At 61.9% G+C, this 25,743-nt stretch carries 24 protein-coding genes; 12 read left to right on the top strand and 12 right to left on the bottom strand.

The window, feature by feature from the left end; translation table 11 throughout:
* Window positions 1-3 precede the first annotated feature (3 nt).
* The 7 genes from PXK01_RS02605 to mutM form a co-directional block, all read right to left on the bottom strand.
* Window positions 4-624, bottom strand: a complete 621-nt coding sequence (locus tag PXK01_RS02605; protein ID WP_274847721.1) for a LysE family translocator — start codon at window positions 622-624, stop codon at window positions 4-6.
* Window positions 621-1,721, bottom strand: a complete 1,101-nt coding sequence (gene recF, locus PXK01_RS02600) for a DNA replication/repair protein RecF (protein WP_274847720.1) — start codon at window positions 1,719-1,721, stop codon at window positions 621-623. Before recF ends, PXK01_RS02605 begins: the two co-directional genes overlap by 4 nt.
* Window positions 1,722-1,764: 43 nt before the next feature.
* Window positions 1,765-2,886, bottom strand: a complete 1,122-nt coding sequence (dnaN, locus tag PXK01_RS02595; RefSeq protein ID WP_274847719.1) for a DNA polymerase III subunit beta — start codon at window positions 2,884-2,886, stop codon at window positions 1,765-1,767.
* A 245-nt stretch (window positions 2,887-3,131) separates the two neighbouring features.
* Complete coding sequence (gene dnaA, locus PXK01_RS02590; RefSeq protein WP_274858745.1) at window positions 3,132-4,577, bottom strand: chromosomal replication initiator protein DnaA; 1,446 nt, start codon at window positions 4,575-4,577, stop codon at window positions 3,132-3,134.
* A 543-nt stretch (window positions 4,578-5,120) separates the two neighbouring features.
* A complete protein-coding gene (gene rpsT / locus PXK01_RS02585) occupies window positions 5,121-5,384 on the bottom strand; it encodes a 30S ribosomal protein S20 (protein ID WP_192964631.1) in 264 nt (87 codons plus the stop codon).
* A gap of 227 nt (window positions 5,385-5,611) precedes the next feature.
* A complete protein-coding gene (locus PXK01_RS02580; RefSeq protein WP_274847717.1) occupies window positions 5,612-6,388 on the bottom strand; it encodes an enoyl-CoA hydratase in 777 nt (258 codons plus the stop codon).
* Between the two features lie 64 nt (window positions 6,389-6,452).
* On the bottom strand, window positions 6,453-7,304 hold the full coding sequence (gene mutM / locus PXK01_RS02575) for a bifunctional DNA-formamidopyrimidine glycosylase/DNA-(apurinic or apyrimidinic site) lyase (RefSeq protein ID WP_274858744.1): 852 nt from the start codon (window positions 7,302-7,304) through the stop codon (window positions 6,453-6,455).
* Window positions 7,305-7,411: 107 nt separating this feature from the next.
* Here mutM and ubiE point away from each other — a divergent pair, with 107 nt between their 5' ends.
* The 3 genes from ubiE (at window position 7,412) to PXK01_RS02560 (ending at window position 10,836) form a co-directional block, all read left to right on the top strand.
* Complete coding sequence (gene ubiE / locus PXK01_RS02570) at window positions 7,412-8,164, top strand: bifunctional demethylmenaquinone methyltransferase/2-methoxy-6-polyprenyl-1,4-benzoquinol methylase UbiE (RefSeq protein WP_274847714.1); 753 nt, start codon at window positions 7,412-7,414, stop codon at window positions 8,162-8,164.
* A gap of 3 nt (window positions 8,165-8,167) precedes the next feature.
* Window positions 8,168-9,697: a 2-polyprenylphenol 6-hydroxylase gene (gene ubiB / locus PXK01_RS02565; RefSeq protein WP_274858743.1), complete on the top strand. Its 1,530-nt coding sequence runs from the start codon at window positions 8,168-8,170 to the stop codon at window positions 9,695-9,697.
* A 224-nt stretch (window positions 9,698-9,921) separates the two neighbouring features.
* Window positions 9,922-10,836: a hypothetical protein gene (locus PXK01_RS02560; protein ID WP_274858742.1), complete on the top strand. Its 915-nt coding sequence runs from the start codon at window positions 9,922-9,924 to the stop codon at window positions 10,834-10,836.
* Between the two features lie 109 nt (window positions 10,837-10,945).
* Here PXK01_RS02560 and PXK01_RS02555 read toward each other — a convergent pair whose 3' ends face one another.
* On the bottom strand, window positions 10,946-12,121 hold the full coding sequence (locus tag PXK01_RS02555) for an acetyl-CoA C-acyltransferase family protein (RefSeq protein WP_274858741.1): 1,176 nt from the start codon (window positions 12,119-12,121) through the stop codon (window positions 10,946-10,948).
* 109 nt (window positions 12,122-12,230) lie between these two features.
* Between PXK01_RS02555 and PXK01_RS02550 the strand changes: the two genes are divergently transcribed.
* The 4 genes from PXK01_RS02550 (at window position 12,231) to tdh (ending at window position 16,188) form a co-directional block, all read left to right on the top strand.
* Window positions 12,231-12,797 carry a helix-turn-helix domain-containing protein gene (locus PXK01_RS02550; RefSeq protein ID WP_274849376.1) on the top strand — a complete coding sequence of 189 codons (567 nt, stop codon included), beginning with the start codon at window positions 12,231-12,233 and terminating at the stop codon, window positions 12,795-12,797.
* A 171-nt stretch (window positions 12,798-12,968) separates the two neighbouring features.
* Complete coding sequence (locus PXK01_RS02545; RefSeq protein ID WP_274858740.1) at window positions 12,969-14,156, top strand: glycine C-acetyltransferase; 1,188 nt, start codon at window positions 12,969-12,971, stop codon at window positions 14,154-14,156.
* Window positions 14,153-15,112: a PLP-dependent cysteine synthase family protein gene (locus PXK01_RS02540; protein WP_274858739.1), complete on the top strand. Its 960-nt coding sequence runs from the start codon at window positions 14,153-14,155 to the stop codon at window positions 15,110-15,112. Before PXK01_RS02545 ends, PXK01_RS02540 begins: the two co-directional genes overlap by 4 nt.
* A 26-nt stretch (window positions 15,113-15,138) precedes the next feature.
* On the top strand, window positions 15,139-16,188 hold the full coding sequence (gene tdh / locus PXK01_RS02535) for an L-threonine 3-dehydrogenase (RefSeq protein WP_274858858.1): 1,050 nt from the start codon (window positions 15,139-15,141) through the stop codon (window positions 16,186-16,188).
* Between the two features lie 244 nt (window positions 16,189-16,432).
* Here tdh and PXK01_RS02530 read toward each other — a convergent pair whose 3' ends face one another.
* Window positions 16,433-17,164 (bottom strand): metallophosphoesterase family protein, encoded by a 732-nt coding sequence (locus PXK01_RS02530; protein ID WP_274858738.1) that lies wholly within the window; start codon window positions 17,162-17,164, stop codon window positions 16,433-16,435.
* Between the two features lie 202 nt (window positions 17,165-17,366).
* Here PXK01_RS02530 and PXK01_RS02525 point away from each other — a divergent pair, with 202 nt between their 5' ends.
* Entirely contained in the window at window positions 17,367-17,738 is a 372-nt protein-coding gene (locus PXK01_RS02525; protein ID WP_274858737.1) for a hypothetical protein, read from the top strand.
* 71 nt (window positions 17,739-17,809) lie between these two features.
* Here PXK01_RS02525 and serA read toward each other — a convergent pair whose 3' ends face one another.
* Together serA and PXK01_RS02515 are read right to left on the bottom strand one after the other, a co-directional pair.
* Window positions 17,810-19,408 (bottom strand): phosphoglycerate dehydrogenase, encoded by a 1,599-nt coding sequence (gene serA, locus PXK01_RS02520; protein WP_274849371.1) that lies wholly within the window; start codon window positions 19,406-19,408, stop codon window positions 17,810-17,812.
* A 142-nt stretch (window positions 19,409-19,550) separates the two neighbouring features.
* On the bottom strand, window positions 19,551-20,696 hold the full coding sequence (locus PXK01_RS02515; protein WP_274858736.1) for a phosphoserine transaminase: 1,146 nt from the start codon (window positions 20,694-20,696) through the stop codon (window positions 19,551-19,553).
* A 248-nt stretch (window positions 20,697-20,944) separates the two neighbouring features.
* Here PXK01_RS02515 and PXK01_RS02510 point away from each other — a divergent pair, with 248 nt between their 5' ends.
* From PXK01_RS02510 to PXK01_RS02500, 3 genes are all read left to right on the top strand, one after another.
* The gene (locus tag PXK01_RS02510; RefSeq protein WP_274858735.1) at window positions 20,945-21,985 is read left to right on the top strand and encodes an AI-2E family transporter; all 1,041 of its coding nucleotides are present in this window, start codon (window positions 20,945-20,947) and stop codon (window positions 21,983-21,985) included.
* 117 nt (window positions 21,986-22,102) lie between these two features.
* The gene (gene serB, locus PXK01_RS02505) at window positions 22,103-22,978 is read left to right on the top strand and encodes a phosphoserine phosphatase SerB (protein WP_274858734.1); all 876 of its coding nucleotides are present in this window, start codon (window positions 22,103-22,105) and stop codon (window positions 22,976-22,978) included.
* Window positions 22,979-23,037: 59 nt separating this feature from the next.
* Window positions 23,038-23,760: a TSUP family transporter gene (locus PXK01_RS02500; protein WP_274858857.1), complete on the top strand. Its 723-nt coding sequence runs from the start codon at window positions 23,038-23,040 to the stop codon at window positions 23,758-23,760.
* 197 nt (window positions 23,761-23,957) lie between these two features.
* Here PXK01_RS02500 and PXK01_RS02495 read toward each other — a convergent pair whose 3' ends face one another.
* Window positions 23,958-24,956 (bottom strand): asparaginase, encoded by a 999-nt coding sequence (locus PXK01_RS02495; RefSeq protein ID WP_274858733.1) that lies wholly within the window; start codon window positions 24,954-24,956, stop codon window positions 23,958-23,960.
* A gap of 183 nt (window positions 24,957-25,139) precedes the next feature.
* Here PXK01_RS02495 and PXK01_RS02490 point away from each other — a divergent pair, with 183 nt between their 5' ends.
* Window positions 25,140-25,676, top strand: a complete 537-nt coding sequence (locus PXK01_RS02490) for an invasion associated locus B family protein (protein ID WP_274849366.1) — start codon at window positions 25,140-25,142, stop codon at window positions 25,674-25,676.
* Window positions 25,677-25,743: the final 67 nt, after the last annotated feature.

Below are 25,743 nucleotides of genomic sequence, written 5' to 3'. Positions count from 1 at the left end.
CTGTCACGAGAAGGGGATGATCAGCCCGACACAGATCAGCAAGACGCCAGAGATCGTATTGACGCGTTTGAGCGCCCGGGGCGACGACAGAAGCGCGCGCACCCGATGTACCAGTGCGGCCAGCGCCAGGTTGCCAATTAGCGGCACCATGAACGACAGGGTGACAATCGCCAGCACATCGATCCAGGTGACCGCCGAAAGATCAAAGAACCCCGGCAACAGCCCCATGTAGAACAGGATCGCCTTGGGATTGCCCAGGATCACCGCGATCCCGGCCATGAAGCCCGCCCAGGTGCCAGGCCGCAACAGGGCGCTGTTCTCCCGGATACGCACGCCCGCGTGCCGGATCAGGGTGATCCCCATGAACAGAAACATCAGGCAGGCAATCCAGCGCAGCGCGGTCATGATCCCTGCAAATTCCGAGACCAGCCAGGACATGCCCGCCACCGCCACCAGCGGCCATAGGATATCGCCACAGGCCACCCCCAGCGCCAGCGGCCACGCCGCGTGAAAACCGCCCGACACCGCCCGCGCCAATAGCGCAAGCCAGACCGGTCCCGGCGTCAGAAACAGCACGAACAGCGCGCCTGCATAAAGCACCAGATCCCAGGGCGTGAGGCTCATGACCGGCTCTCGATGACCGAGCCATCGCCCGTATCGGTGATTTCAAACATCTGGGCGCGGGCATCCATCTCTGCAAACAGCTCTGCCTCGGTGCCGGTCATCCAGGCCTGTGCGCCAAGGGCGCAGATCTCGTCGTAAAGGGCCGCGCGGCGGGCAGCATCCAGATGGGCGGCGACCTCGTCCAGCAGCACGATGGGCGGCGCCCCCTCGCGGGCGGACAGGGCACGGGCATTGGCCAGGATCAACGAGACCAGCAGCGCCTTCTGCTCGCCGGTGGAACAATCGCGGGCCGGAACCCCCTTGGCGGCATAGGTGCCGATCAGATCGGTGCGATGCGGCCCAACCAGCGTGCGCCCCGCCGCCAGATCGCGGAACCGGCTTTCCGCCAGTGCCTCGCGCAGGTCATCCTCGGTATCGGGCATGCTGCCTTCGCTCTGGATCAGCTCCAGTTCTGCCACGGGAAAGGCGGTTTCGGCCTGTCCCTGCGCCTCTTGTAGCAATCCGACCGCGGCGATACGGGCCGCATTGATCCGGTGTCCTGCCTCGGCCATCTGGCGCTCCAGCACCTTGTACCAGGCCGGATCGCGGTTCTGATCCTTCAGCAGGCGGTTGCGTTCGCGCATCGCCTTTTCGTAAGAGAGCGTCGCCTCGGCATGGCCGGGATCAAAGCTGAGCACGATGCGGTCCAGAAACCGGCGGCGCCCCTCCGCCGCCTCGATCCAGAGCCGGTCCATCGCCGGGATCAGCCAGACCACCCGGCAGATCTGCCCCAGCACGATCTGATTGGAAGCCTTGTTGTCGATCCTGACCTGCCGGGCATTGCCGCCCTCGGACCAGGTTTCCACCTCATAGGCCTGATCCGGCGCCCGCAGCACCGCCTTCAGCTTCCACCCCAGCGCCTCGGGGCGGCGGGTCATCTCGGCGGCACTGGCACGGCGCAGGCCACGACCCGGGGAAAATAGCGACACCGCCTCCAGGATATTGGTCTTGCCCGCCCCATTGGGACCGAACAGCGCCACCGGCCGCCCGTCCAAATGCAATTCCGCCCGCAGATGCGAGCGGAAGTGGGACATGGTCAACTCTGTCAGGGCAAGCACTTAGGGCGCCCCTTTCCTGGTGTTGAGTGAGTCGCTGCGCGCGTCAGACCCGCATCGGCATGACGACATAGACGGCGCTTTCGTCACTGCCTTCACGCATCAGGGTCGGATCGCCGGAGGAGTTGAACATGAAGACAGCGTTTTCACGGTCCACCTGGCTGGCGATCTCCAAGAGATACTTGGCGTTAAAGCCGATCTCGAGACGTTCATCACTATAGGCCACGGCCAGCTCTTCCTCGGCGGCACCGCTGTCGGGCGCGTTGACCGACAGGGTCAGACGGTCTTCTTCCAGCTGCAGCTTCACCGCGCGCGAACGTTCCGAGGACACGGTTGCAACCCGGTCCACCGCCTTGGCGAATTCTGCCGCATCCACTTCCAGGCGGCGGGTGTTGCCCATGGGAATGACGCGTGTGTAGTCGGGGAAGGTGCCGTCGATCACCTTGGAGGTGAGGGTGATATTCGGCGTGGCAAAGCGCACCTTGGTTTCCGAGACCGAGACCGCGATGTCCATCTCGTCATCGTCCAGCAGCTTGCGCAGCTCGCCCACGGTCTTGCGCGGCACGATCACGCCCGGCATATCCTCGGCGCCCATCGGCAGCGGCGCATCGATCCGCGCCAGGCGGTGACCGTCGGTCGCCACACAGCGCAGCGCCTTGCCGCCCTCGGGGCTGTCGGCCACATGCATGTAGACACCGTTGAGGTAATAGCGGGTTTCCTCGGTCGAAATCGCAAATTTCGACTTGTCGAACAGGCGCCGCAGCATGGCTGCATTGGCGGTGAAATTCGAGTGATACTCGGAGGAGGCCATCACCGGGAAATCCTCGCGCGGCAGGGTCGCCAGCGAGAAGTTCGAGCGGCCCGCCTCGACCGTCAGGCGGCCAGTTGCGGCATCGGCGGTCAGCGTGACCAGCGCGCCATCGGGCAGCTTGCGCACGATTTCATGCAGGGTGGTGGCGGCAACCGTGGTGGCGCCGGCACGTTCCACCTGCGCGGGGGCTTTATCCACGACTTCGATATCAAGGTCCGTGGCGCGGAACTGGGCGGTGTCACCCTCAGCCTCGATCAGCACATTGGCGAGGATCGGAATGGTGTTGCGACGCTCCACAACCGACTGTGCCTGCGCCACAGCCTTGAGAAGCGTGCCACGTTCGATGCTGATCTTCATGTCCCTTGTCCTCTTTGTCTTGCCTCAGGCAATGGCCGGGACCAGCAAATTAGCGTGTTACCCCTGCCATACAAGGCTTTTTATCGAGTTCTCCAAGGGAAAGCCGGTAGCGTCAAGGGGCCATTGGCCCAAGCGCCGCAAAACGGAGGGCAGCGTTGCCTGCAGACACGCGCAGATTGCCCCGCGCATGCAAAAAGACCCCGGTCGATCCGGGGCCTTATCGCTGTTTCCAATGCTGCAGAGGCTTACGCTTCCAGCGCCCGGCGCAGCATTTCCACGTCCTCGGCGATCTGCCCGTCGGAGGTCTTCAGCTCTTCGATCCGCTTGACGCCATGCATCACGGTGGTGTGGTCGCGCCCGCCGAACCGGCGGCCGATTTCCGGCAGCGATCGGCTGGTCAGCTGCTTGCACAGATACATCGCCACCTGGCGCGGACGCGCATAGGAGCGCAGGCGTTTCGGGCCGATGATGTCGGACATGCGGATGTTGTAGTATTCCGATACCTTGCGCTGGATCTCCTCGACGGTGATCTTGCGCTCGGAGGCACGCAGAACATCCGCCAGACAATCCTGGGTCAGATCCATGTCGATCTCGCGCCCCACGAGCGAGGCGAAGGCAAAGAGCCGCGTCAGGGCGCCTTCGAGAACGCGCACGTTGGTGGAAATGCGATGGGCCAGGAATTCCAGCACGCCATCGGCGATTTCCAGATCGGGATAGGTTTCGCGGTGCTGCTGCACCTTGGTCTGCAGGATGCCGAGACGCAGCTCGTAATCGGTGGGGTGCAGATCGACCACCAGACCGCACTGCAGGCGTGATTTCACCCGGTCCTCGAGATCCTTGATTTCACCCGGAGCGCGATCCGCAGAGATGATGATCTGCTTGTTCTGATCGACCAAGGCGTTGAAGGTGTGGAAGAATTCTTCCTGTGTGGAGTCCTTGCCGGCGATGAACTGGACGTCATCCACCATCAGCACATCGACCGAACGGAACAGGTGCTTGAAGTCCATCATCTTGCGCTCGCGCAGGGCCTGCACGAAGCGGTACATGAACTGTTCCGCCGACAGGTACAGCACGTTCAGATGCGGATTCTGCTCTTTCAACTCCCAGGCGATGGCATGCATTAGGTGGGTCTTACCCAGGCCGACACCGCCATACAGCACCAGCGGGTTGAAGGTGACCGGGCCGCCTTCGGCCACGCGCCGCGCGGCGGCATGGGCCAGTTCGTTCGGCTTGCCGACCACAAAGCTGTCAAAGGTGAAGCGCGGGTCCAGCGGTGCAGCCTGGATCATATCCGACCCGTCGCGCGAACCAGCAGAAGGCGACACCATCGCAGGCGCATCGGAAGCAGCACGCGCAGCCGCGCCCTGCTCTACTGCCTCATCCCTGTCGGCCAGTTCCGCAAAGGGTTCGGCCACGTGTTCGACCTGGCGAACCGGGCGCACGGGCGAATTGGCAGGCACCTTGAAGGCAAGCCGCTGCACCGGTTCCCCTGACAGGGTCAGCTCATGCAGGATAAGATCGGCAAAGTTCTGGCTGACGTAATTTCCCATGAAATTTGTCGGCACATGGAATACCGCGACACCTTCCTCGACAACGCTGAATTCAAGCGGTTCGATCCAGGTGGTGAAGTTGTTTTGGCCGACCGTCTTGAGCAGTCGTTTTCTGAGCTGTCCCCATTTTTCTTCCGTCATGCTGCGCCTCGTGCATCCCCAATAGCAGCGGCCCTTGTTCGACCTATCATTTCATCAAGCCCCCTTTTAGGAGGCACGTTCACACACAGGCATATTGGTGCGTACCAGCAGAACCAGCCGCAGAACCCGAAGCGGGCGGTAGAGATCGCGTCGCAACGCAACATCCTTCGACCGCCGCACCACACGCGTTTAGTCGATATGCACCAATGTCAAAACAGGACTACGTGCCGGACTATCCGGCACAGCTCTAGGATCGGATCACGCTGCCATTTGGCGCAGTTTTCCGAACACTCAGGAATGATCTTAATGCCCGTTAAGATCATCGCGAGCAGCCTGTCCCCCAGCGAGTGAATCGCTGAAACAGTGGTAGCAACTTGTGAGGGGAAGCGGCAACGAAACTATGATATTGACTCGCGCTTTCATCGCAAAGAATCTCTCGCAACTGCAGCACTGGCTCAACATGAGATCAAAAAAGAAAGGCGCCGCGAAACGCGACGCCTTTGCAGGAAACCCAAAGCGGGAAATTCCCAATATTCTTAAGAATCAGCCCAGCGCTTTGACGCGGGCCGCCAGGCGCGAGATTTTGCGCGAGGCGGTGTTCTTGTGGTAAACGCCTTTGGTCACACCGCGCATCAGTTCCGGCTGAGCGGCGCGCAGGGCTGCGGTTGCGGCTTCCTTGTCGCCGGATGCGATTGCTTCTTCGACTTTACGCAGGAAGGTGCGGATGCGCGAACGACGGGCTTTGTTGACGGCAAAGCGTTTCTCGTTCTGACGGGCGCGCTTTTTTGCCTGGGGCGAATTTGCCATGATGTCTGACCTTTGTATCGGGTTCGTGTTGTTCAATGGGCGCAATGCCAGCCGGACCCGGATCAGTTCACCGGTGTGATTCTAGCCTAGGCGGGCTGCACGCGCATGTATGACGGCGGTCTATACAGAGATGGCTCCTCCTTGGCAAGGCCAATGGAAACGGCATCCCGTCACGAAAAAGGGCAGGTCCGGCCTGCCCTTTCCTATTCGATATGCCCGCGTGCGGATTACTTGTCGCGGAACTGCGCTTCGCGCTTTTCCAGGAAGGCGGCCATGCCTTCCTTCTGGTCTTCGGTGGCAAACATCGAGTGAAACACCCGACGCTCAAACAGCATGCCTTCGCTCAGCGGCATCTCGTAAGAGCGGTTCACGGTTTCCTTGACGGCCATCGCGGTCAGCAGGGATTTCTCGGCGATCTTCTGCGCCGCGCCCATGGCCTCTTCCATCAGCTTCTTGGCCGGAACCACGCGCGACACCAGCCCGGCGCGCTCAGCCTCTTCGGCGCTCATGAAGCGACCGGTGAGGTTCATGTCCATGGATTTGGATTTGCCCACGAAACGGGTCAGACGCTGGGTGCCGCCGATCCCGGCGATGACGCCCAGATTGATCTCGGGCTGGCCGAACTTGGCGCTATCCGCCGCGATGATGAAATCGCAGAGCATCGCCAACTCGCAGCCACCGCCCAGCGCATAGCCGGACACGGCCGCGATGATCGGCTTGCGGATGGCCTCGATGCGATCATTCACGAAGGCGAAGAGATTGGTCGAGAACACCTCAGTGAAGCTCATCTCCGACATCTCCTTGATGTCGGCGCCCGCGGCAAATGCCTTCTCGGATCCGGTCAGAACGATGCAGCGCACCTTGTCGCTGGCGTCGGCTTCATCCAGGGCGGCGCAGAGTTCGGTCAGCAGCTCTTGATTGAGCGCGTTCAACGCTTCGGGTCGGTTCAGCTTGATGAGGCAAACGTGGTCCTTCACTTCGACGTTGATCGTCTCATAGGCCATGGGTATCGCTTTCAGTTGTTCCGTTCAGAAACGAGTCATTATCACGAGACACATCTCGTTCAAGCTATCTTTGGCACTTGCCACAGTAGAAAGACGATCGCCCCGATTGGGTGATTCTCGCAATGGTTCCGTTGCATCCCTCGCGCCTGCACGGCTCCCCCTCGCGGCCGTAGGCATCAAATGTGTGCTGGAAATATCCAAGCTCTCCATTGGCTTGGCGAAAATCCTTGAGCGAGGAGCCGCCTGCCCGGATAGCATCCTCCAGCACGGTGCGGATGATCGGCACCAAAGCGGCCACCCGTGGCGCGGCAATCTGCCCTGCCTTCCTTTTGGGCGAAATCCCGGCCCGGAACAGGGCCTCGCAGACGTAGATATTGCCAAGACCCGCGATGATTCCCTGATCCAGCAGCGCCGATTTCACCGGCGTGTTGCGGCCCTTGAAGGCGGCGATCAGGTGATCTTCGTGGAAATCATTGCCCAGGGGTTCCGGCCCCAGCACCGACAAGAGCTTGTGCTGTTCGGCCGTCGCCGTCTCCAGAAGATCCATCGCCCCGAAGCGGCGCGGGTCGTTGAAGGTGATGCGGGCGCCATTGTCCATGTCCAGCACCACATGGTCATGTTTCTGTGCCTGCGGGTGGTCGTGCACGAACTGCCCCAGGGGATCGCCCGAGACCGTCATCCGCCCCGACATGCCAAGATGCACCAGCAGGGTTTCCCCCGTATCGAGATCCGCCAGGATGTATTTCGACCGCCGCCTGAGCGCGTTGACCCGCGCGCCGGTCAGCCGCTCGGCCATGCGATCGGGGAAGGGCCAGCGCAGATCCGGGCGGTTCACCGCGGCCCGCGCGATCACCGCGCCCTCCATCGCAGGCGCCAAACCGCGGCGTACCGTCTCGACCTCTGGCAATTCTGGCATTACATCGCTCCTGACACCCTATAGACGCATGTTTGGCCCATGGGCCGCATTGTGCCCACCCTTAAGCGCCCTATAACTGGGGCGAAGCAACGAAAACGGCAAGCCGCATGAGCGATACACAGGATAGAACCACCCATTTCGGGTTCGAAACCGTTCCCGAGCGGGAAAAGGCGGGTCGCGTGCAGGGTGTATTCAACTCTGTTGCCTCGAAATACGACGTGATGAACGATGTGATGAGCGTCGGCATCCACCGCATCTGGAAAGATGCGATGATGGACTGGCTGGCGCCGCGCCCCGGTCAGCGCCTTCTGGATGTGGCGGGCGGCACCGGCGATATCTCCTTTCGGTTCCTGAAACGTGCCGGATCCGGCCATTCGACCGTGCTGGACCTGACCCGGCCGATGCTGGAAGAAGGCCGCCTGCGCGCCGAAGCCGCCCAGATGGCCGACAGCCTGGATTGGGTCACCGGCGATGCCATGGCGCTGCCGTTCAAGGACAATACCTTCGACGTCTACACGATCTCCTTTGGCATTCGGAACGTCACCCGCCCGCAAAAGGCGCTGGAAGAGGCCTACCGCGTGCTGAAACCGGGTGGCCGCCTGATGGTACTGGAGTTCTCGCAGCTCCCCAATGACGGGATGCAGAAGCTCTATGACCTTTACAGCTTCAACGTGATCCCGCGCATGGGCAAGCTGATCGCCAATGACTATGACAGCTACCAGTATCTGGTGGAATCGATCCGCAAGTTCCCCGATCAGGAGACCTTCCTGCAGATGGTCAAGGACGCGGGCTTTGCCAATGCCAAGTATCGCAACCTGTCGATGGGCATCGCCGCGCTGCACTCCGGCTGGAAGATCTGAGCCATGCGCGGCCCCCATAACATCATCCGCCTGATCCGCACCGGCGCCACGCTGGAGCGCACCGGCGCCATGAACGTGGTGCTGGATGCCTTCGAGGCCCCCAAACCCCTGCGCATTCTGGCCCATACCCTTGGCTGGCCGTTCAAATGGCTGGGCTACAAGGGCGACACCAAGATGCCGCCCGCCACCCGCGCCCTCACCGCGCTGGGACCGGCCTACATCAAGTTCGGACAGGTGCTGTCCACCCGCCCCGATGTGGTGGGCGACGATCTGGCCCAGCAGCTGCGCGTGCTGCAGGACAAGCTGCCCCCCTTCCCGCGCGAAGCCGCCATGGCAGAAGTGGCAAAGGAGTTGGGTCGCCCGGTGGATGAGGTCTTTTCCGAATTCAGCGAACCCATCGCCGCGGCCTCCATCGCGCAGGTGCACCGGGCACGCCTTGCCGATACCGGCGAATATGTCGCCGTAAAGGTGCTGCGCCCCGGCATTGAGCGCGCCTTCAAGAAGGACGTGGATGCCTTCTATTTCGCGGCCCGGATCGTGGACCTCTTTGCCCCCGGCGCACGGCGCCTGCGCCCCATCGACGTGATCGAACATTTCGACGGCGTGGTGCAGGGCGAGCTCGACCTGCGCCTGGAAAGCGCCGCCGCCTCGGAATTTGCCGCCAATACCGGCCAGGACGAAGGCTTCACCCTGCCGCAGGTACAGTGGAATCATTCGGCACGCCGGGTGATGACGCTGGGCTGGGCCGATGGGGTGCCGCTGGGTGACAATGACGCCATCGATGCCGCAGGCCACAACCGGCAGGAGCTGGGCGCGCGAGTGCTGACCCTGTTCCTGCGCCACGCCCTGCGCGACGGTTTCTTCCACGCCGATATGCACCAGGGCAACCTCAAGGTCGCCGCCAATGGTGACATCATCGCCTATGATTTCGGGATCATGGGCCATATCGACGAATACACCCGCCGGGTCTATGCCGAGATCCTGTTCGGCTTCATCCGCCGCGACTACAAACGCGTCGCCGAGGTGCATTTCGAAGCCGGCTATGTGCCCGCCAACCGCGACGTGGATGAATTCGCCCGTGCCCTGCGCGCGGTGGGGGAGCCGATCTTCGGCATGGATGCCAGCCATATCTCGATGGGGCGTCTGCTAAATTACCTGTTCGAGGTGACCGAGCGCTTTGGCATGGAAACTCGGACCGAGCTGATCCTGTTGCAGCGCACCATGGTGGTGGTCGAAGGTGTCGCGCGCTCACTCGATCCCCATATCAACATCTGGGAAGCCGCCCGCCCCGTGGTCGAGGATTACATCAAGAAATCCATCGGCCCGCGCGCGGTGGCCTCGGACCTGATCAGCACCGCGCAGGTCATGGCCCGCTTCGGCCCCCGCCTGCCAGCGCTGGTGGAGCGCGCCCTGATTGCCCAGGTGCAAGGCGGCGAGACGCAGAAACGCGGTTCCTGGAGCTGGCTCGCCCCGGCCCTGATCGGAGCGGGTGTCGGTGGACTGTGTGTGGGGCTGCTGGCGCTTGTTCTCTAAATTGGCCTGACGATCCGACTTGCTCTGACGCACCGCGCCAATAACCGAAGTAATTTTGAAAACGGCAACTTGCGCAAACCACGTAGGCTGTCTGTGCGGGACGCAGCAGACGAGTGCGTTCCTGCCTACGGCTTGATGACCTGTTTATATCATGCCAAAGTTTGCTCCTATTGAGACGAATACTCTAATATCAATAAAGCCTATAACTATGGGAGCATAAGAGTATGCGAATTGCTCGCTTGATACTTATCTTCACCATCTCCACACCTGCGGCCGCACAAGAAGATTGTGTAAAAATCGGTGACGATGCGGTTCGGCTCTCTTGCTATGATCGAGCATTTGGCAGGCAAGATTTAGACCAGAGCCAGAGTTCAAGTTCGGAAGAAGTGTTATCAGCTTCAACCAGTGATGAAATTTCACCCGCCTTATTGGATGCTTTGTCAAAAAGGTCTGCCGTGCACTTGATCGAAGCCGTGGAGAGTTCAGACAGCCTTGATGGCTTGCAAGATAAAATGCGCATTGAAGCGATTAACATTATATTGAATTATGTCCGCCCTTTACCAGCTTCTAACGCTGAAGCGAACAGAGACGGCTACAGCGCATTGGCGGCACTCGATCCAAGTGATCCGACCTTCAAACAAAAAGCCAACCGATATGCTGCTGCCGTTGAAGAAAAGCGAACGTCAATTCTTCGGCGCATGAAGAAAGAGACCGATGAGTTTAACGGCAACGTTTTCTATGAGCACCCTAACACTCCGCGCTATACCGATACTCGATCCTACTTAGCCGTTTACGCAGGACAGAACAGTGGGAGAGTATGGCTTCGAATGCGCTTGAACTACACCAATGACAGTTGGCTATTTGTTCAGAATGCTGCACTCAACATTGATGGTGAGACCGTAAGGCTGCCATATATGGACTGGAAACGAGATAACGATTCAGAAATATGGGAGTGGATTGACGTTACCGTTGATGCCGATCTCCGGTCTACTCTGGAAAAAATTGCCGCTTCGAAGTCAACCATCGTTCGGTTTAACGGGCGACAATATTACGATAACGTGACAATCCGAGAAGCTGACAAACAGGTCATCCGTGACATGTTCTTGGTTGAGGAAATTCTGAAGAGTGAGTCAGGCTAGCATCGGTTGAGAGGGTGGATAACGATCTATTTGGGCGCAAGGCGTGCGGCGGCGCAGCCGCCGGATCCCGAGCGCGCGCGGGAGTGCCGCGCGCGCTATCTGTGATGGATCAGAGGCGTTCGATTGCCAGGGCAATGCCCTGACCGCCGCCGATGCACATGGTGATCAGGCCCAGCTTGCCGCCGGTGCGTTCCAGCTCGTAAAGGGTCTTGATGGTGATGATGGCGCCGGTTGCGCCTACCGGGTGGCCCAGCGCGATGGCGCCGCCGTTCGGGTTCACTTTCGCGGGGTCCAGACCCAGCTCCTTGTTCACCGCCAACGCTTGGGCGGCAAAGGCCTCGTTCGATTCGATCACGTCGAAATCGCTGGCCTTGAGGCCGGTTTTCTTCAAGAGGTTCTGCACCGCGGGAACCGGGCCGATGCCCATCACCTCGGGCCGCACACCGGCGTGGGCGTATCCAACCACACGTGCCTTGGGGGTGAGGCCCGCCTTTTCAGCCGCCTCGGCCCGTGCCAGAACAATCGCCGCCGCGCCATCGTTGATGCCCGAAGCGTTGCCCGCGGTCACGCGGCCATCCTTCTTGAACACCGGGCGCAGGCCCGCCAGCGCCTCCAGCGAGGTCGCCTTGGGGTGTTCATCCACCTCGAAGGGCACCATGTCGCGCTTCACCTTGACCTCGACCGGCGTGATCTGGCTGGCGAAATAGCCGGCCTCGATCGCCGCTGCCGCGCGGGTCTGGCTGGCGAGCGAGAATTCATCCATCTGCTCACGGGTGATGTCGTGTTCGTCCGCGACGTTTTCAGCCGTCACGCCCATGTGGCCGGTGCCAAAGGGGCAGTTCAGCGCGCCCAGCATCATGTCGAGCGATTTCACATCGCCCATCTTCGCGCCCCAGCGCTGCTGCTGCATGATGAAGGGGCTGCGCGACATGTTCTCGGCGCCGCCGGTCAGCGCGAAATCCGCATCGCCCAGCATCAGCGACTGGATGCCCGAGACGATCGCCTGCGCGCCCGAGCCACACAGACGGTTCACGTTCATCGCCGGGGTGCCATTGGGCACACCCGCCTGCATCGCCGCCACGCGGGACAGGTACATGTCGCGCGGTTCGGTGTTGATCACATGGCCAAAGACCACATGGCCAATCTGTTCCGGCGCCACGCCAGAACGCTCCATCGCCGCCTTGGAAGCCACGGTCGCCAAGTCGATGGGCGCGGTATTGGCCAGTGCGCCGCCGAAGGTGCCGATGGCGGTCCGGGCGCCGTCCAGGATCACGATATCTGTCATTTTCTCTCTCCTCACGAGTCAGTTGCGCGCATTATGCAGATGCAGCATCCGCTGTCTTGCCAAACGTGCCGTCATTGACATTTTTCTACATCGGGCGCAGGCTTCCGTTATGTCGGACAAAACAGACGATATCCTGACACTGCTGCCCGCGCGCCTAAAAGAGGCCCGCCGCGCCAAGGGTCTTAGCCTGGAAGCGGTGGCGCATCTGTCGGGGGTTTCACGCTCGATGGTGAGCCAGATCGAACGCGGCGAGAGCAGTCCCACCATTGCCACCCTGTGGAACCTCACCCGTGCGCTGCAGGTGGATTTTGCGGGCTTGCTGGATTCCGGTGACAAGGCGGATCGGATCGAGGTCTTGCGCGCAGGCGATGTGCCCACCATCGACAACATGGGTCAGGGCTGCCGGATCCGCATCCTCTCCCCGCCCGAGGATGCTGGCGGGCACGAGGTCTACGACATCGCATTCGACGCAGGCGGTACCCTGGACAGCCAGCCTCATGGGCGCGGCACGGCAGAGCATCTGACAGTGCTGGAGGGCGATATCAGCGTCACATCCGGCGGCGCCCATATGCGCCTGCACGGCGGGGACACAGCCCGCTACGCCGCCGACATTCCCCATAAGATCACCGCAGAAGGTGGCGCGGCCCGGGTGTTTTTGATCGTCAAGAACGGTTGATTTCCAACCCGCGGGCTAAATCTGCATGACCTGTCGCGCATATGGCAGGCACGCGGTTTCCCCTAGCTTCAAATCCGGTTTCACGGATATTTTTCCGCAATGATGAATTCCCCTATTTCGGAAACACCTCCGTTATGATAGATTTCATCCGATCGCAGAAGGAATCCCCCCATGGCATCTGCCTTTTTGACCGATATTTCCAACACCCTGGACAGCATCAAGGCCGATGGTCTGTACAAGAAAGAGCGAATGATCACCTCCCCGCAGGGGGGAGAGATCACGGTGGGCGGTCATGAAGTGATCAACCTTTGTGCCAACAACTACCTTGGGCTGGCGGATCATCCCGATCTGATCGCGGCCGCGCAGGGTGTGATGGAGGGCAAGGGGTTCGGCATGGCCTCGGTCCGGTTCATCTGCGGCACGCAGGACATCCACCGCGAACTGGAGCAGAAGCTGGCCAAGTTCCTGGACAAGGATGACGCCATCCTCTTTGCCGCCTGTTTCGATGCCAACGGCGGGCTGTTCGAACCGCTGTTGGGGCCAGAGGATGCGATCATTTCCGACAGTCTTAACCATGCCTCGATCATCGACGGGGTGCGCCTTTGCAAGGCGAAACGCTATCGATACCTCAACAGCGACATGGACGATCTGGAGGCCTGGCTGAAACAGGCCCGCGAGGACGGTGCGCGCCATATCATGATCGCCACAGATGGCGTCTTCTCGATGGATGGCTACCTGGCCAAGCTGCCGGAAATCCGTGCGCTGGCGGACAAGTACGATGCCGTGGTCATGGTGGACGATTGCCACGCCACGGGCTTCATGGGGCCAAATGGCGCGGGCACGCCGGATCATTTCGGCGTCGATGTGGACATCCTGACGGGAACATTGGGCAAAGCACTCGGGGGGGCCATCGGCGGTTACATCGCCGGGCCGCAGCCAGTGATCGACCTCCTGCGGCAGCGGGCGCGGCCCTATCTGTTCTCCAATTCGCTGCCGCCCTCCATCGTTGCCGCCGGGATCGAGGCGCTGCGCCTTGTGGAAAAGGGCGCAGAACTGCGCGCGCGCCTGTTCGAGAACACAAGATTCTGGCGCGCAGGGCTGGAAAGCCTCGGCTTTGATCTGTTGCCGGGCGAGCATCCCATCGTGCCAATCATGCTGGGCGAGGCACAGTTGGCGCAGGATATGGCGGCGCAGCTCTTTGACGAAGGGGTCTATGTCTCGGGCTTCTTCTTCCCCGTCGTACCGCGTGGACAGGCGCGCATCCGCACCCAGATGAACGCGGCCCTGACGCGGGACGAGCTGGAACGTGCCCTCACCGCCTTTGGCAAGGTGGGCAAAGCGCTGGGGGTGATCCAATGAGCCACCCTCTTCCCTCGGTCATCGATGCCATCGGCAACACGCCGCTGGTTGAACTGTCGCGCCTGACGGCGGATCTGGGCCTTGAAGGGCGCATCCTCGCCAAGCTGGACTACCTGATGCCCGGCTTCTCCAAGAAAGACCGCGCAGCCCGCGCCATCATCGAGGCCGCGCGGGCCGATGGCTCCCTGTCTGAGGGGCAAACCGTGGTCGAGCTGACCTCGGGCAACATGGGCACCGGGCTTGCCATCGTCTGCGGGGTGCTGGGTCACCCCTTCGTGGCAGTGATGAGCGCGGGCAATTCCGTGGAACGCGCCCGGATGATGCGCGCCCTCGGCGCCGAGGTGGTGATCGTGCCGCAGGCGGCAGGCAGCCGTGCGGGCGAGGTTTCGGGCGCCGATCTGGCGCTGGTCGAAGAAGAGGCCCGGCGCCTGACCAAGGACCGGGAGGCCTTTCGCGCCGATCAATTCGCCCACCCGGGCAACCCGGCCGCCCATGCCAGCGGCACCGCGCCCGAGATCTGGCAACAATCCGGCGGCACCGTCACCGCCTTTTGCGATTTTGCGGGATCGGGCGGCACCCTGGGCGGCGCGGCGCGGTTCTTCGCTGGACAAGGCGTGCGTTCTTATGCGGTGGAGCCGACAGGCGCAGAAGCCCTGGCCGGATGCGCAGTGACCCGCCCCGAACACCCGATCCAGGGTGGCGGCTATGTGATGGCGGATCTGGCGCATCTGAAAGACATCCCGCTAGCCGGGTATCTTTCCGTTTCAAGAGAAGAGGCCGAGACCCATGCCCGCTTGCTGGCCCGGCGCGAAGGCATCTTTGGCGGCTATTCCTCGGGCGCCAACCTTGCTGCCGCAATCCAGCTGCTGCGCGGCCCGGAAAAGGGCGGCACCGTGGCCATCGTGATCTGCGACAGCGGCCTCAAATATCTTTCCACCCCGCTATGGGAGGGCTGATGATGAGCCACACAGGTGCAAACACGATGATCGCCCTGGAGAAATCCAGGCCCGAAGAAGGCCTGTGGATGGTGCAGGCGCCGGTGCCGGAGATCGGCCCCGATGATGTGCTGATCAAGGTCAACATGACCGGGATCTGCGGCACCGACCTGCACATCTGGAACTGGGACGGCTGGGCACAACGCACGGTGCCGGTGCCCCTGATCACGGGCCACGAATTCGCCGGTGAGATTGTCGAGCTGGGCCGGAACGTGACGGATCTGACGATCGGCCAACGCTGCTCGGGCGAGGGTCACCTGATCGGCCATCACTCACGCCAATGGCGGGCCGGGAAGTTCCACCTGGACCCCGAAACCCGCGGTATCGGTGTGAACGAACAGGGCGCCTTTGCCCAGTATCTGCGCCTGCCCGCCTTCAACGTGGTGCCGCTGCCCGACGACATCCCGGATGAGATCGGCGCCATCCTCGACCCCCTGGGCAATGCGGTGCACACGGCGCTCAGCTTTGATCTGGTCGGAGAGGACGTGCTGATCACCGGCGCGGGCCCCATCGGCATCATGGCCGCGGCCGTGGCACGGCACGTGGGCGCGCGCCATGTGGCGATCACCGACGTGAACCCGGACCGGCTGGCGCTGGCAGAGCAGGTCGCAGATGTGCGCCCCGTGAACGTGGCCAAGGAAGACCTGCAAGACGTGATCGCGGAGCTGGGCATGCGCCAGGGGTTCGACGTGGGTCTGGAAATGTCCGGCAGTCAGGCCGCGCTGGATCAGATGGTGGAGGCCCTGGTGATGGGCGGAAAGATCGCGCTTCTGGGCATCCCGCCCGGCAAGTCCCCGGTCGATTGGAGCCGCATCGTCTTCAAGGCGGTCACCCTGAAAGGGGTCTACGGACGCGAGATTTTTGAAACCTGGTACAAGATGATCGCCATGCTTCAGAACGGTCTGGATGTCCAAAAAATCATCACGCACCGATTCGGAATAAAAAGTTTCAAAATGGGATTTGAAGCAATGAAATCAGGGCATTGCGGCAAGGTCATCCTGGATTGGAACGCGCCGGATCCCAGTCAGTCTTCATGAGCCGAAAACACCATAAAACATTGGCACTCAAGGGAATTCAGCAGCGCATCAAGGGCCGCATGAGGTACTATCAGGTGGAGGATTTGAGTGTGGCTGGCACCGAAACACATCATCCCAGAACCGAGAAGAAAAACAGTATAACACTGGCAAAATGGTCACCAGCCACATTCACAATCTAGCATGCTTCCCTTAATGATGCGAAAAGAAAGTGGCCTGTTGTGCGCAAAATGAACATCTAATTAGGTTAGCTCGAACCTAGCCTTTTGCGCCCCTCATCGCTCAGCACCCAGCAGTCCTTGCCCTCAAAGACGGCTGCCGTCAGGGGGCGGCCAAAGCCCGCGCCGCTGTCAAGATTGACGCGATTGCCGCGATGTTCGGCTTGTGGGACATGGGTGTGACCATGCACCACCAGCCAGGGATGGCGACGGCGATCGTTCAGAAACTCTTGGCGGATCCAGATCTTGTCATCCTCGCTCTGCTCGGCCAGCGGCAGCCCCGGTCGAATGCCTGCGTGAACGAACAACAGCCCGTCCGCCTCGTGATGGCTGGGCAGGCCCTGCAGAAAGTCGCGGTGGTTTTCGGGCACAGCACCGCGCGCCTCGGCATGGACTTCGTGGATGCGCGCGCCGTCGGGCACCTCCACGCCGTAAGAGGCCAGCGTCTCCACCCCGCCGATCTTGTCGTGCAGCCAGTGATAGCCGACCAGCAGCCGGGCATCGTTGCGCGGGTACTCCTCCACGAACATCGAGAACATGCGGTCATGGTTGCCCATCAGGCAGGTCCAGTTCCTGCCCGCCGCCTGGCCCTCGATCAAGAGATCCAGGACACCCCGGCAATCGGGGCCACGATCCACGTAGTCCCCCAGGAACACCACCTGCGCGTCAGGGCCGCCATCCACCACGATCCGCTCCAGCGCCTGTTCCAGCATCTCACGCTGTCCGTGGATATCTCCAATGGCGTAGATCGGCGCGGTCATGAGGTATCTCCTTGGCTGCAATGCAGAATAGATGACCCATGCCCGCCCGCATCACAAGGGGCCCAGGCGCTCGGAAAAACTGGATTACAGCCGAAAATCCGGCCACACTGCTTCGAACTGTCGCACTCAAGACCGGTATTCCAGCGGCACGGAAACGATGTGACAGCCAAGGATAACGAGTTCAACAGGGGGGAACTGACCAATGAAGGGACTATCATCGGCTTTCTTTTTGATCGCAGTCATTTCGGCACTTGGCGGCATGGCATGGGGGATTCACATGGCCGCGTCCGGCGATCACGGCCTGTCCCCAGCGCATGGGCATCTCAATCTCATCGGCTGGGTCAGCTTTGCGATCTTCGGCTTTTTCTACCACCTGGTACCGAATGCAGCCGAGGGCGTTCTTCCAAAACTGCATTTCGGATTGTCTGTTGCCGGTCTAGGCGTGATCATTCCGGGCATCGCAATGGCAATCTCGGGCCAGAATGACGTTCTGGCCAAACTCGGCTCGGTCCTGACCCTGGCGGGCATGGTGGTGTTCCTGATCGTGGTGCTGCGCGCCCGGACGCGCGGCTGATATCCAGCCTGAACGGAAAAAGCCGCCCCGTTGCAAGGGCGGCTTCCTAAGTCTTGGCTTGATCGCGCAGATCAGTTCACGTCGAACTCAAGCGGCTTGATCTGGTTGAAGAGACCGGTTTCCGCCAGCTTGGCGCGGGCTTCGGCCGGGACCAGCCCGTCGACGTACAGCAGCGCGATCGCTTCACCGCCGGCCACGGCGCGGCCCAGGGTAAAGTTCGCGATGTTGACGCCATGATCGCCCATGGTCTTACCCAGGGTACCGATGATGCCCGGCACGTCGTTGTTGGTGGTGTAGAGCATGTGCTCACCCACTTCGGCGTCGATGTTGATGCCCTTGATCTGGATGAAACGCGGCTTGCCATCCGAGAACACGGTACCCGCGATGGAGCGTTCGCGCGTCGGGGTCGCCACGGTCACCTTCACGTAGCCTTCAAAGGCGCCCGACTGTTCCTGGTTGGTGGTCGATACCTTGATGCCGCGCTCCTTGGCGATCATCGGGGCCGAGACCATGTTCACATCCGGGTTGATCGACTTCATGATCCCGGCGATCAGCGAGCAGTTCAGCGCCTCGAGGTTCATCTCGGCCGCGCAGCCATCATAGAGGATGTTGATCGCCTTGATCGGCTCATCATCGGTCATCTGGCCAATGAAGGCACCCAGGTGCTCGGACAGTTTGATCCACGGGCCCATGACCTTGGCTTCTTCTGCAGTCACCGACGGCATGTTCAGCGCGTTCTCGACCGCGCCGGTCAAGAGGTAGTTGGCCATCTGCTCGGCCACCTGCAGGGCGACGTTTTCCTGTGCCTCGGTGGTGGCGGCGCCCAGGTGCGGGGTGCAGACCACGTTGGGCAGGTTGAACAGCACGTTCTCCTTGGCAGGCTCTTCCGAGAAGACGTCAAAGGCCGCACCGGCGACATGGCCGGATTTCAGCGCCTCTGCCAGCGCCTCTTCATCGACCAGACCGCCACGGGCACAGTTGATGATACGCACGCCTTTCTTGGTCTTGGCGAGGTTTTCTGCCGACAGGATGTTCTTGGTCTGGTCGGTCAGCGGCACGTGCAGGGTGATGAAGTCGGCGCGGGCGAGCAGCTCGTCCAGCTCGACCTTCTCGACACCCATCTTGTCGGCCTTCTCCTGGCCGAGGAAGGGGTCATAGGCGACGACCTTCATCTTCAGGCCACGGGCACGGTCGCAGACGATGCCGCCGATGTTGCCGGCACCGATCACACCCAGGGTCTTGCCGGTGAGCTCGACGCCCATGAACTTGGACTTTTCCCACTTGCCCGCGTGGGTGGAGGCCGATGCCTCGGGGATCTGGCGCGCCACGGCGAACATCATCGCGATGGCGTGCTCGGCGGTGGTGATCATGTTGCCGAAGGGCGTGTTCATCACGATCACGCCTTTTTTCGACGCGGCTTCCTTGTCGACATTGTCGGTGCCGATGCCGGCGCGACCGATCACCTTCAGGTTGGTGGCGTTCTCGAGGATCTTCTCGGTGACCTTAGTGGCCGAGCGGATAGCAAGACCGTCGTAGTTGCCGATCACCTCGGCCAGCTTGTCCTTGTCCTTGCCAAGGTCGGGCTGGAAGTCGACCTCGATGCCGCGATCGCGGAAGATCTGAACGGCGGCTTCGGAGAGTTTGTCGGAAATGAGTACTTTGGGGGCCATGTCTGGTGGTCCTTTGTGCGGGGGCCTGTGGAAAGGCCGTCAATTTTGAGCGAGGGAAGCGTCCGACCCTGGTGGGTGCAAAGCGCCCTCCTGGGGGAGGGTCGGGCGCTGCCCGGCGGTGCCGCCGGGCGAAGTCACTTAATCAGCCTTGCGCGGCGATCTCGGCCTCAAAGGCCCAGGCAAGCCAGGGCAGCATCGCCTCGACGTCGGAGGTCTCGACCGTGCCGCCACACCAGATCCGCAGACCGGCAGGCGCGTCGCGATAGGCGCCGATGTCCAGCGCGATGGTTTCCGCTTCCAGACGCTTGGCCACGGCCTTGGCAAAGGCAGCGCCGTCCTTGATGCGGTCATCGGTGAACTTCAGACAAACCGAGGTGTTAGACCGCGTCGCCGCATCCACAGCCAGGTTGGCAATCCAGTCGTTGGCCTCGCAGAAGTCGAACACTGCCTGCGCATTGGCATTGGCGCGGGCCTGCAGGCCTTCGAGACCGCCAACCGAGCGCGCCCAATCCAGCGCAAACAGGTAATCCTCGACCGCCAGCATGGAGGGCGTGTTGATGGTCGCACCGGAGAAGATCCCGTCGATCAGCTTGCCGCCCTTGGTCAGGCGGAAGATTTTCGGCAGCGGCCATGCGGGCGTGTAGCTTTCCAGGCGCTCAACCGCACGCGGAGACAGAATCAGCATGCCGTGGGCCGCTTCACCGCCCAGCACCTTCTGCCAGGAGAAGGTGGTCACATCCAGCTTGTCCCAGGGCAGGTCCTGCGCAAAAGCCGCCGAGGTGGCATCGCAAAGGGTCAGACCTTCGCGGTCCGCCGGGATCCAGTCGCCATTGGGAACACGCACGCCCGAGGTGGTGCCGTTCCAGGTGAAGACCACGTCATTGGCAAAATCGACCGAGGCCAAATCGACGATCTCGCCATATTCTGCGGTCTTGGAAACGGCATCCAGTTTCAGCTGTTTCACAACATCGGTGACCCAGCCGGAGCCGAAGCTTTCCCAGGCCAGCATTTCAACGCCGCGGGCGCCCAAAAGGCTCCACATGGCCATTTCCATGGCACCGGTGTCCGAGGCGGGCACGATGCCGATCTTGTAGTCGGCGGGGATCCCCAGAACTTCGCGGGTGCCTTCGATGGCAGCCTTCAGCTTGTCCTTGCCGACAGCGGCACGGTGCGAGCGGCCCAGAGGCGCATCTGCGAGTTTGGTCAGATCGAATGTGGGGGGTTTGGCACAGGGGCCAGAGGAAAAACGCGGATTGGCCGGCCGCGTAGCCGGTTGCTGGTTAGCCATTTATGCTATCCTTCCAGATAAATGCCCCTCGTTGGGGAGGGGTGTCCCACGGACGGCATTACGCTGCGCCGCCGCATCGCGCAATACGGAAAACGACAGATTGCGGCGATCTGGCGCGCAATTGCGACCCGACCTGACGCCTTTCGGAAACTTCGTAAACAGAGTTTTGCCAAACCCGCTGTTTCATTGCAGCACCCGTGGCAATGCTATTGTCTGTTTCAGGCAATGAATCGAATCGGACCTCAGACATGAGCAGACTGGCCCTGGTCACCTATTCCCTTGCCCTGTTGCTGATGGTGGGCTGGCTTCTGACCGCCGGGCAGGCCATCCTGCTGCCGATCCTGATCGCCATCATCGCGGTCTACATCCTGACCACCGCCGCCGAAGTTCTGTCCGGTGTGCCGATCATCGGCCACCTGCCCCGCACAGCACGGCGGCTGCTGGTGCTCTTGGCGATCCTGGCCGCCTTCATGGTGCTGGCCTCCTTCATCACCGCAAGTGCCACGGCGATTTCTGCAGCCCTGCCGACCTATGCCGCCAATCTGGACAAGTTGCAGCACGAATTGCTGACCTATCTGGGTGTCGACGAGGTGCCGAGCTGGGCCAATCTGGGCGAAAGCCTGCTTGACCTGATCGACGCCACCACTCTGATGCCTGCCATGCTGGCCACCATCAGCAACGGCGGCACCCTGATTGTGGGTGCGGCGCTTTATGCTGTCTTCATCCTCACGGAACTGGACCGGCTGCCGGAGAAGACCCTGATGGCCATGCGCGACCCCGAAGACGCCGCGCGCACGCTGGAGCTGGCGCGCAAGATCAACGACAAGATCGGCGGCTATCTTGCCGCCAAGACGCTGGTCAATGTCATCCTGGGCCTCATCTCCTATGCGATCCTGCTTGCGCTGGGGATTGCCCACCCGGCCTTCTGGGCGATCCTGATCGGGCTTTTGAATTACATCCCCTATATCGGCTCCATCATCGCTGTGTTCTTCCCGGTGACGATCAGCCTGATCCAGTTCGGCTCCTTCGGCCATGCGGCGCTGGCGCTGGTGGCGCTGATGACCCCGCAGATGATCATCGGCTACTACATGGAGCCGAAATACCTCGGCCAGTCGGTGAACCTCAGCCCCTTCTCGGTGCTGCTGGCGCTGGCGCTCTGGACCGAGCTTTGGGGCATGACCGGCGCCATCCTGGCGGTGCCGCTGACCGCCATGGTGATGATCATCCTGGCAGAGATCCCGACCACGCGCTGGATCGCGGTGATGATGTCCGAAAACGGCAGGATCTGACCAGAGCGGCGACCACGGGCAGCAATCAAGCGCCTTTCGCCGCAGGGACTGGTCCCCATGGCCGGGCATCGCTATGAGAGGCCCAAGACCTGCCTTCTCCCACCTTGGAGCCTGCCTATGTATACCGTCACCCTGCTTTGCAACCCTGCGGCCCCCTGCCTTGAGACGGCGCTGGTCGACTCCCTGCGCAATGCCTGGGGCGGCACCGAGGCACAGTGGCTGGCCCCTGACGTTGCCGCCGAATTTGCCCTGGACACTCTGCCCGACAACCAGTGGAAGGTCTGGGAGGATCTTCAGCAGATGAAGGTCGACCTGGTGATCCAAGCTGCGCAAGGCCGCCGCAAGAAGATGCTGCTGGCAGATATGGATTCCACCATGATCCAGCAGGAATGCATCGATGAGCTGGCCGAGGTCGCAGGTGTTGGCGAACGCGTGAAGGACATCACCGCCCGCGCCATGAACGGGGAGCTGGATTTCGAAGGCGCCCTGACCGAGCGCGTCGCTCTGTTGAAGGGCCTGCCCGAAGGCATGATCACAGAGGTTCTGAACACCCGTATTTCCCTGATGCCGGGCGGCAAGCAGCTGCTGGCAACGATGAAGGCCAATGGCGCCTATGCTGCGCTGGTCTCGGGCGGTTTCACGGCCTTCACCGCCAAGGTCGCCGCCGAACTGGGCTTTGACGAGAACCGCGCCAACACGCTGCTGGTGGCGGACGGCACGCTGACCGGTGATGTGGCGCGTCCGATCCTGGGCCGCGAAGCCAAGGTCAATGCGTTGGAGGAAATCACCGCGCGGCTGGGAATTTCCGAGGCCGAGGTCATTGCCGTCGGCGATGGCGCCAACGATCTGGGCATGCTCACACGGGCAGGCGCAGGGGTTGCGCTGCATGCCAAGCCTTCGGTCGCGGCAGAGTGCGACATCCGTATCAACCACGGCGATCTGACCGCGCTTCTGTTCGTTCAGGGCTACGGCCAGGACGACTTCAAAGGCTGATCAAAGTGCCGGAATTCCTGCTTGGGGTAGAGGTCACCCCGGACATCCTGCTGTTGCTGATGGCGGCGGGATTTGTCGCCGGCTTCATCGATGCGATCGCAGGCGGCGGTGGCTTGATCACCGTGCCAGTGCTGCTGATCGCCGGCGCCAACCCGGTAACCGCGCTTGCAACCAACAAGATCCAAGGGTTTTTCGGTGCTGCCACGGCGGCCCTGTCCTATGCCCGTGGGGGCCATGTGGATCTGCGCAGCCAGTGGGGCTCGGCCCTGATCGCCTTTGCCGCCTCGATCCTGGGGGCGCTGCTGGTCTCGGTGCTGCCGGTGGAATGGATCCGGGTGATCCTGCCCGTTCTGCTGATCGGGATTGCCATCTTCTTTGCAACCAAGAAGGGGCTCGGCGATCTGGACCGCGCCCGCCGCCTGTCGCCTGCGCTGTTTGCAGGCACCATGGTGCCGCTCTGCGCCGCCTATGACGGGCTATTGGGGCCAGGGGCGGGGAGTTTTTACATGCTCGCCTTCGTATCGCTGGCCGGATACGGGATCCTGAAAGCGACCGCCCATACGAAGCTGTTGAACCTGGCATCAAACGCGGGCGCCCTGGCTGCCTTTGCCTTTGTCGCCACACCCTGGTGGATCACCGGCCTTGCGATGGGCGTTGCCCAGATCGCGGGGGCCAGGCTGGGCGCCCTCATGGCCCTGAAGGTCGGCGCGCGGCTGATCAAGCCGCTTCTGGTTCTGACCTCCGTGGCGCTGGCCGCGAAACTGATCCTCGACATGCTATAGGCCCAGACCTTTCGATCCAGACGGGCGTACTCCCGCGCATGCAGGTGCGTCGGCCCGGGGGCCGTCACCCCTTGGCAGCCTTGGGCCCAGCGCCGCGCAGCGCGCGGCGCCACGCCCAACGGGAGGAGGTCTTTTTCAAAAGACCGCCGACGGGCGGGAGCGCCCCGATCTCAAACCCTGTTCTCAAACCCTGTCGCTCAGAAGATCAGCTCGGAGGCAGGGCGGATCGCGCCGCAGTCAACATTTCGCCGATTGAGCAGCGGCGCGTTCATGTATTTGCGGGTCTCGGGGTGATCGGCCTCCAGCACGCCCAGCCCGACCAGAATAGTCGCAATCGCGCATTCGCTGGCCCGGGTCGCCCCATCGACGATCTTCAGCGCCACGCCCAGCTGCTGTTCCGGCAGGATCGCCACGAACACGGCTTCGGCGCCCGTCTTGATCGCCACGCGCCCGCCCATGGCGCGCATCAGGTTGGTGCAGGCGCGTGTTTCACCGGCGACCAGCTCTGGGTGCTTGGCCATGGCCGCGACCAGCTGCGCCGCGCCGTCCGAGGCCCGGTCCGAACGCGTATGCGCCGATGCAAACCAGCCCATCGCCCGCGCCAGCCCATGCACCGAGGTCGCAAAATTCGGCGCCGAGCAGCCGTCGATCCCATAGGTCGGGCTCTCCATCCCCGTCACCTCTTCAAAGGCCGCAAGACAGGCCTGCTGCACCGGGTGGTCGATCTCGACATATTCAGGTCCTGCCCCCAGATGCTGGCTAAGCGTCAGGAACCCCGCATGTTTGCCCGAGCAGTTGTTGTGCACCTGACAGGGGGACTGATCCGTCTTGATCAATTCGTTACGCGCCGGGATGTCGGCGGGCTCCTGCGGGCCACAGCGGAAATCGCTGTCCGCAAGACCCAGTTGCCCCAGCCAGGCGTTGACCCGATCTGTATGGATATGCGCGCCATTGTGGGAGGCACAGGCCAACGCCAGCTGCTGCGAGCTCAGCCCGTATTTGGCGGCAGCGCCGGATGTCATCAGCGGCAGCGCCTGGATCATCTTGGCAGAGCTGCGCGGGTAGATCACCGCATCCGGATCGCCCCAGCTGCGCACAATCTGACCCTTTGCGTCGCAGACCACGCCATGCCCCAGATGCAAGCTTTCCAGCAAAGATCCGCGCCACACTTCAGCCATGGGAACCGGTTTCGTCATGATATCAGCCTCGTTTCTTGGCGAAATCCTGCCAAAACGCACTTTCGCTCGTGGTGATTGTTACGTTACTGTGCTTCTGTATGGCAAGCGAGGCAATGCGGGCAAAGACGGCGGTTCAACGCTGCCAAACCCCCAAAGCTGCCACTTGAAATTGAGGTTATGACAGTCTTGGAGTCGGGACAAATGGCATCGAAACTCGTCCGCTTGGCTGCGGGCCTGTGTATGGCGGCAATGGCCAGCACCAGCGCGCAGGCACAGCAAGCAACAACAGACAACCGGGTTGGCGCCAATGTGGATTGGAGCGTCTTTCAGGCCGACAACCCCAAGGAATGCTGGGGCGTGTCCGCGCCCAAGGAAACCGTCAACACCCGTGACGGCCGTGTCGTGGCCGTGCGCCGCAGCGACATCCAGCTTTTCGTGCTGTTCCGCCCCGATGACAGCGACAAGGGGCAGGTCAGCTTCACCGGCGGCTATCCTTTCGCGCCGGGTTCCACCGTGAACATGGTCATTGGCGACGCCGAATTCGAACTTTTCACCGAGGGCGAATGGGCCTGGCCCGCCACTCCTGCGGATGACGCCAAGATCATCACCGCGATGAAACGCGGCGCAGATGCGGTTCTGACCGCCCGTTCGGCCCGCGGCACCCAGACCAAGGACAGTTTCTCGCTGCTGGGCTTCACCGCCGCCTTCGAGGACGCAGAGAAACGCTGCGCCCAGTAACGTGTAAAGCTGCCGACGTCGCGCAGATCGCCCCGGCTCCATCTGGTGTCGGGGTTTTTGATGCGCG

The organism is Phaeobacter sp. PT47_59 (assembly GCF_028890025.1).
GTDB lineage: Bacteria > Pseudomonadota > Alphaproteobacteria > Rhodobacterales > Rhodobacteraceae > Phycobacter.
Note: the sequence above shows the minus strand (reverse complement) of the source record. Positions and strands in the feature narration are given on the sequence as shown.

Coding starts and splice junctions, on each gene's coding strand:
- PXK01_RS02605 (WP_274847721.1), bottom strand. CDS start 624: ATGAGCCTCACGCCCTGGGATCTGGTGCTTTATGCAGGCGCGCTGTTC.
- dnaN (WP_274847719.1), bottom strand. CDS start 2,886: ATGAAGATCAGCATCGAACGTGGCACGCTTCTCAAGGCTGTGGCGCAG.
- dnaA (WP_274858745.1), bottom strand. CDS start 4,577: ATGACGGAAGAAAAATGGGGACAGCTCAGAAAACGACTGCTCAAGACG.
- rpsT (WP_192964631.1), bottom strand. CDS start 5,384: ATGGCAAATTCGCCCCAGGCAAAAAAGCGCGCCCGTCAGAACGAGAAA.
- PXK01_RS02580 (WP_274847717.1), bottom strand. CDS start 6,388: ATGGCCTATGAGACGATCAACGTCGAAGTGAAGGACCACGTTTGCCTC.
- mutM (WP_274858744.1), bottom strand. CDS start 7,304: ATGCCAGAATTGCCAGAGGTCGAGACGGTACGCCGCGGTTTGGCGCCT.
- ubiE (WP_274847714.1), top strand. CDS start 7,412: ATGAGCGATACACAGGATAGAACCACCCATTTCGGGTTCGAAACCGTT.
- ubiB (WP_274858743.1), top strand. CDS start 8,168: ATGCGCGGCCCCCATAACATCATCCGCCTGATCCGCACCGGCGCCACG.
- PXK01_RS02560 (WP_274858742.1), top strand. CDS start 9,922: ATGCGAATTGCTCGCTTGATACTTATCTTCACCATCTCCACACCTGCG.
- PXK01_RS02555 (WP_274858741.1), bottom strand. CDS start 12,121: ATGACAGATATCGTGATCCTGGACGGCGCCCGGACCGCCATCGGCACC.
- PXK01_RS02550 (WP_274849376.1), top strand. CDS start 12,231: ATGTCGGACAAAACAGACGATATCCTGACACTGCTGCCCGCGCGCCTA.
- PXK01_RS02545 (WP_274858740.1), top strand. CDS start 12,969: ATGGCATCTGCCTTTTTGACCGATATTTCCAACACCCTGGACAGCATC.
- PXK01_RS02540 (WP_274858739.1), top strand. CDS start 14,153: ATGAGCCACCCTCTTCCCTCGGTCATCGATGCCATCGGCAACACGCCG.
- tdh (WP_274858858.1), top strand. CDS start 15,139: ATGATCGCCCTGGAGAAATCCAGGCCCGAAGAAGGCCTGTGGATGGTG.
- PXK01_RS02530 (WP_274858738.1), bottom strand. CDS start 17,164: ATGACCGCGCCGATCTACGCCATTGGAGATATCCACGGACAGCGTGAG.
- PXK01_RS02525 (WP_274858737.1), top strand. CDS start 17,367: ATGAAGGGACTATCATCGGCTTTCTTTTTGATCGCAGTCATTTCGGCA.
- serA (WP_274849371.1), bottom strand. CDS start 19,408: ATGGCCCCCAAAGTACTCATTTCCGACAAACTCTCCGAAGCCGCCGTT.
- PXK01_RS02515 (WP_274858736.1), bottom strand. CDS start 20,696: ATGGCTAACCAGCAACCGGCTACGCGGCCGGCCAATCCGCGTTTTTCC.
- PXK01_RS02510 (WP_274858735.1), top strand. CDS start 20,945: ATGAGCAGACTGGCCCTGGTCACCTATTCCCTTGCCCTGTTGCTGATG.
- serB (WP_274858734.1), top strand. CDS start 22,103: ATGTATACCGTCACCCTGCTTTGCAACCCTGCGGCCCCCTGCCTTGAG.
- PXK01_RS02500 (WP_274858857.1), top strand. CDS start 23,038: ATGGCGGCGGGATTTGTCGCCGGCTTCATCGATGCGATCGCAGGCGGC.
- PXK01_RS02495 (WP_274858733.1), bottom strand. CDS start 24,956: ATGACGAAACCGGTTCCCATGGCTGAAGTGTGGCGCGGATCTTTGCTG.
- PXK01_RS02490 (WP_274849366.1), top strand. CDS start 25,140: ATGGCATCGAAACTCGTCCGCTTGGCTGCGGGCCTGTGTATGGCGGCA.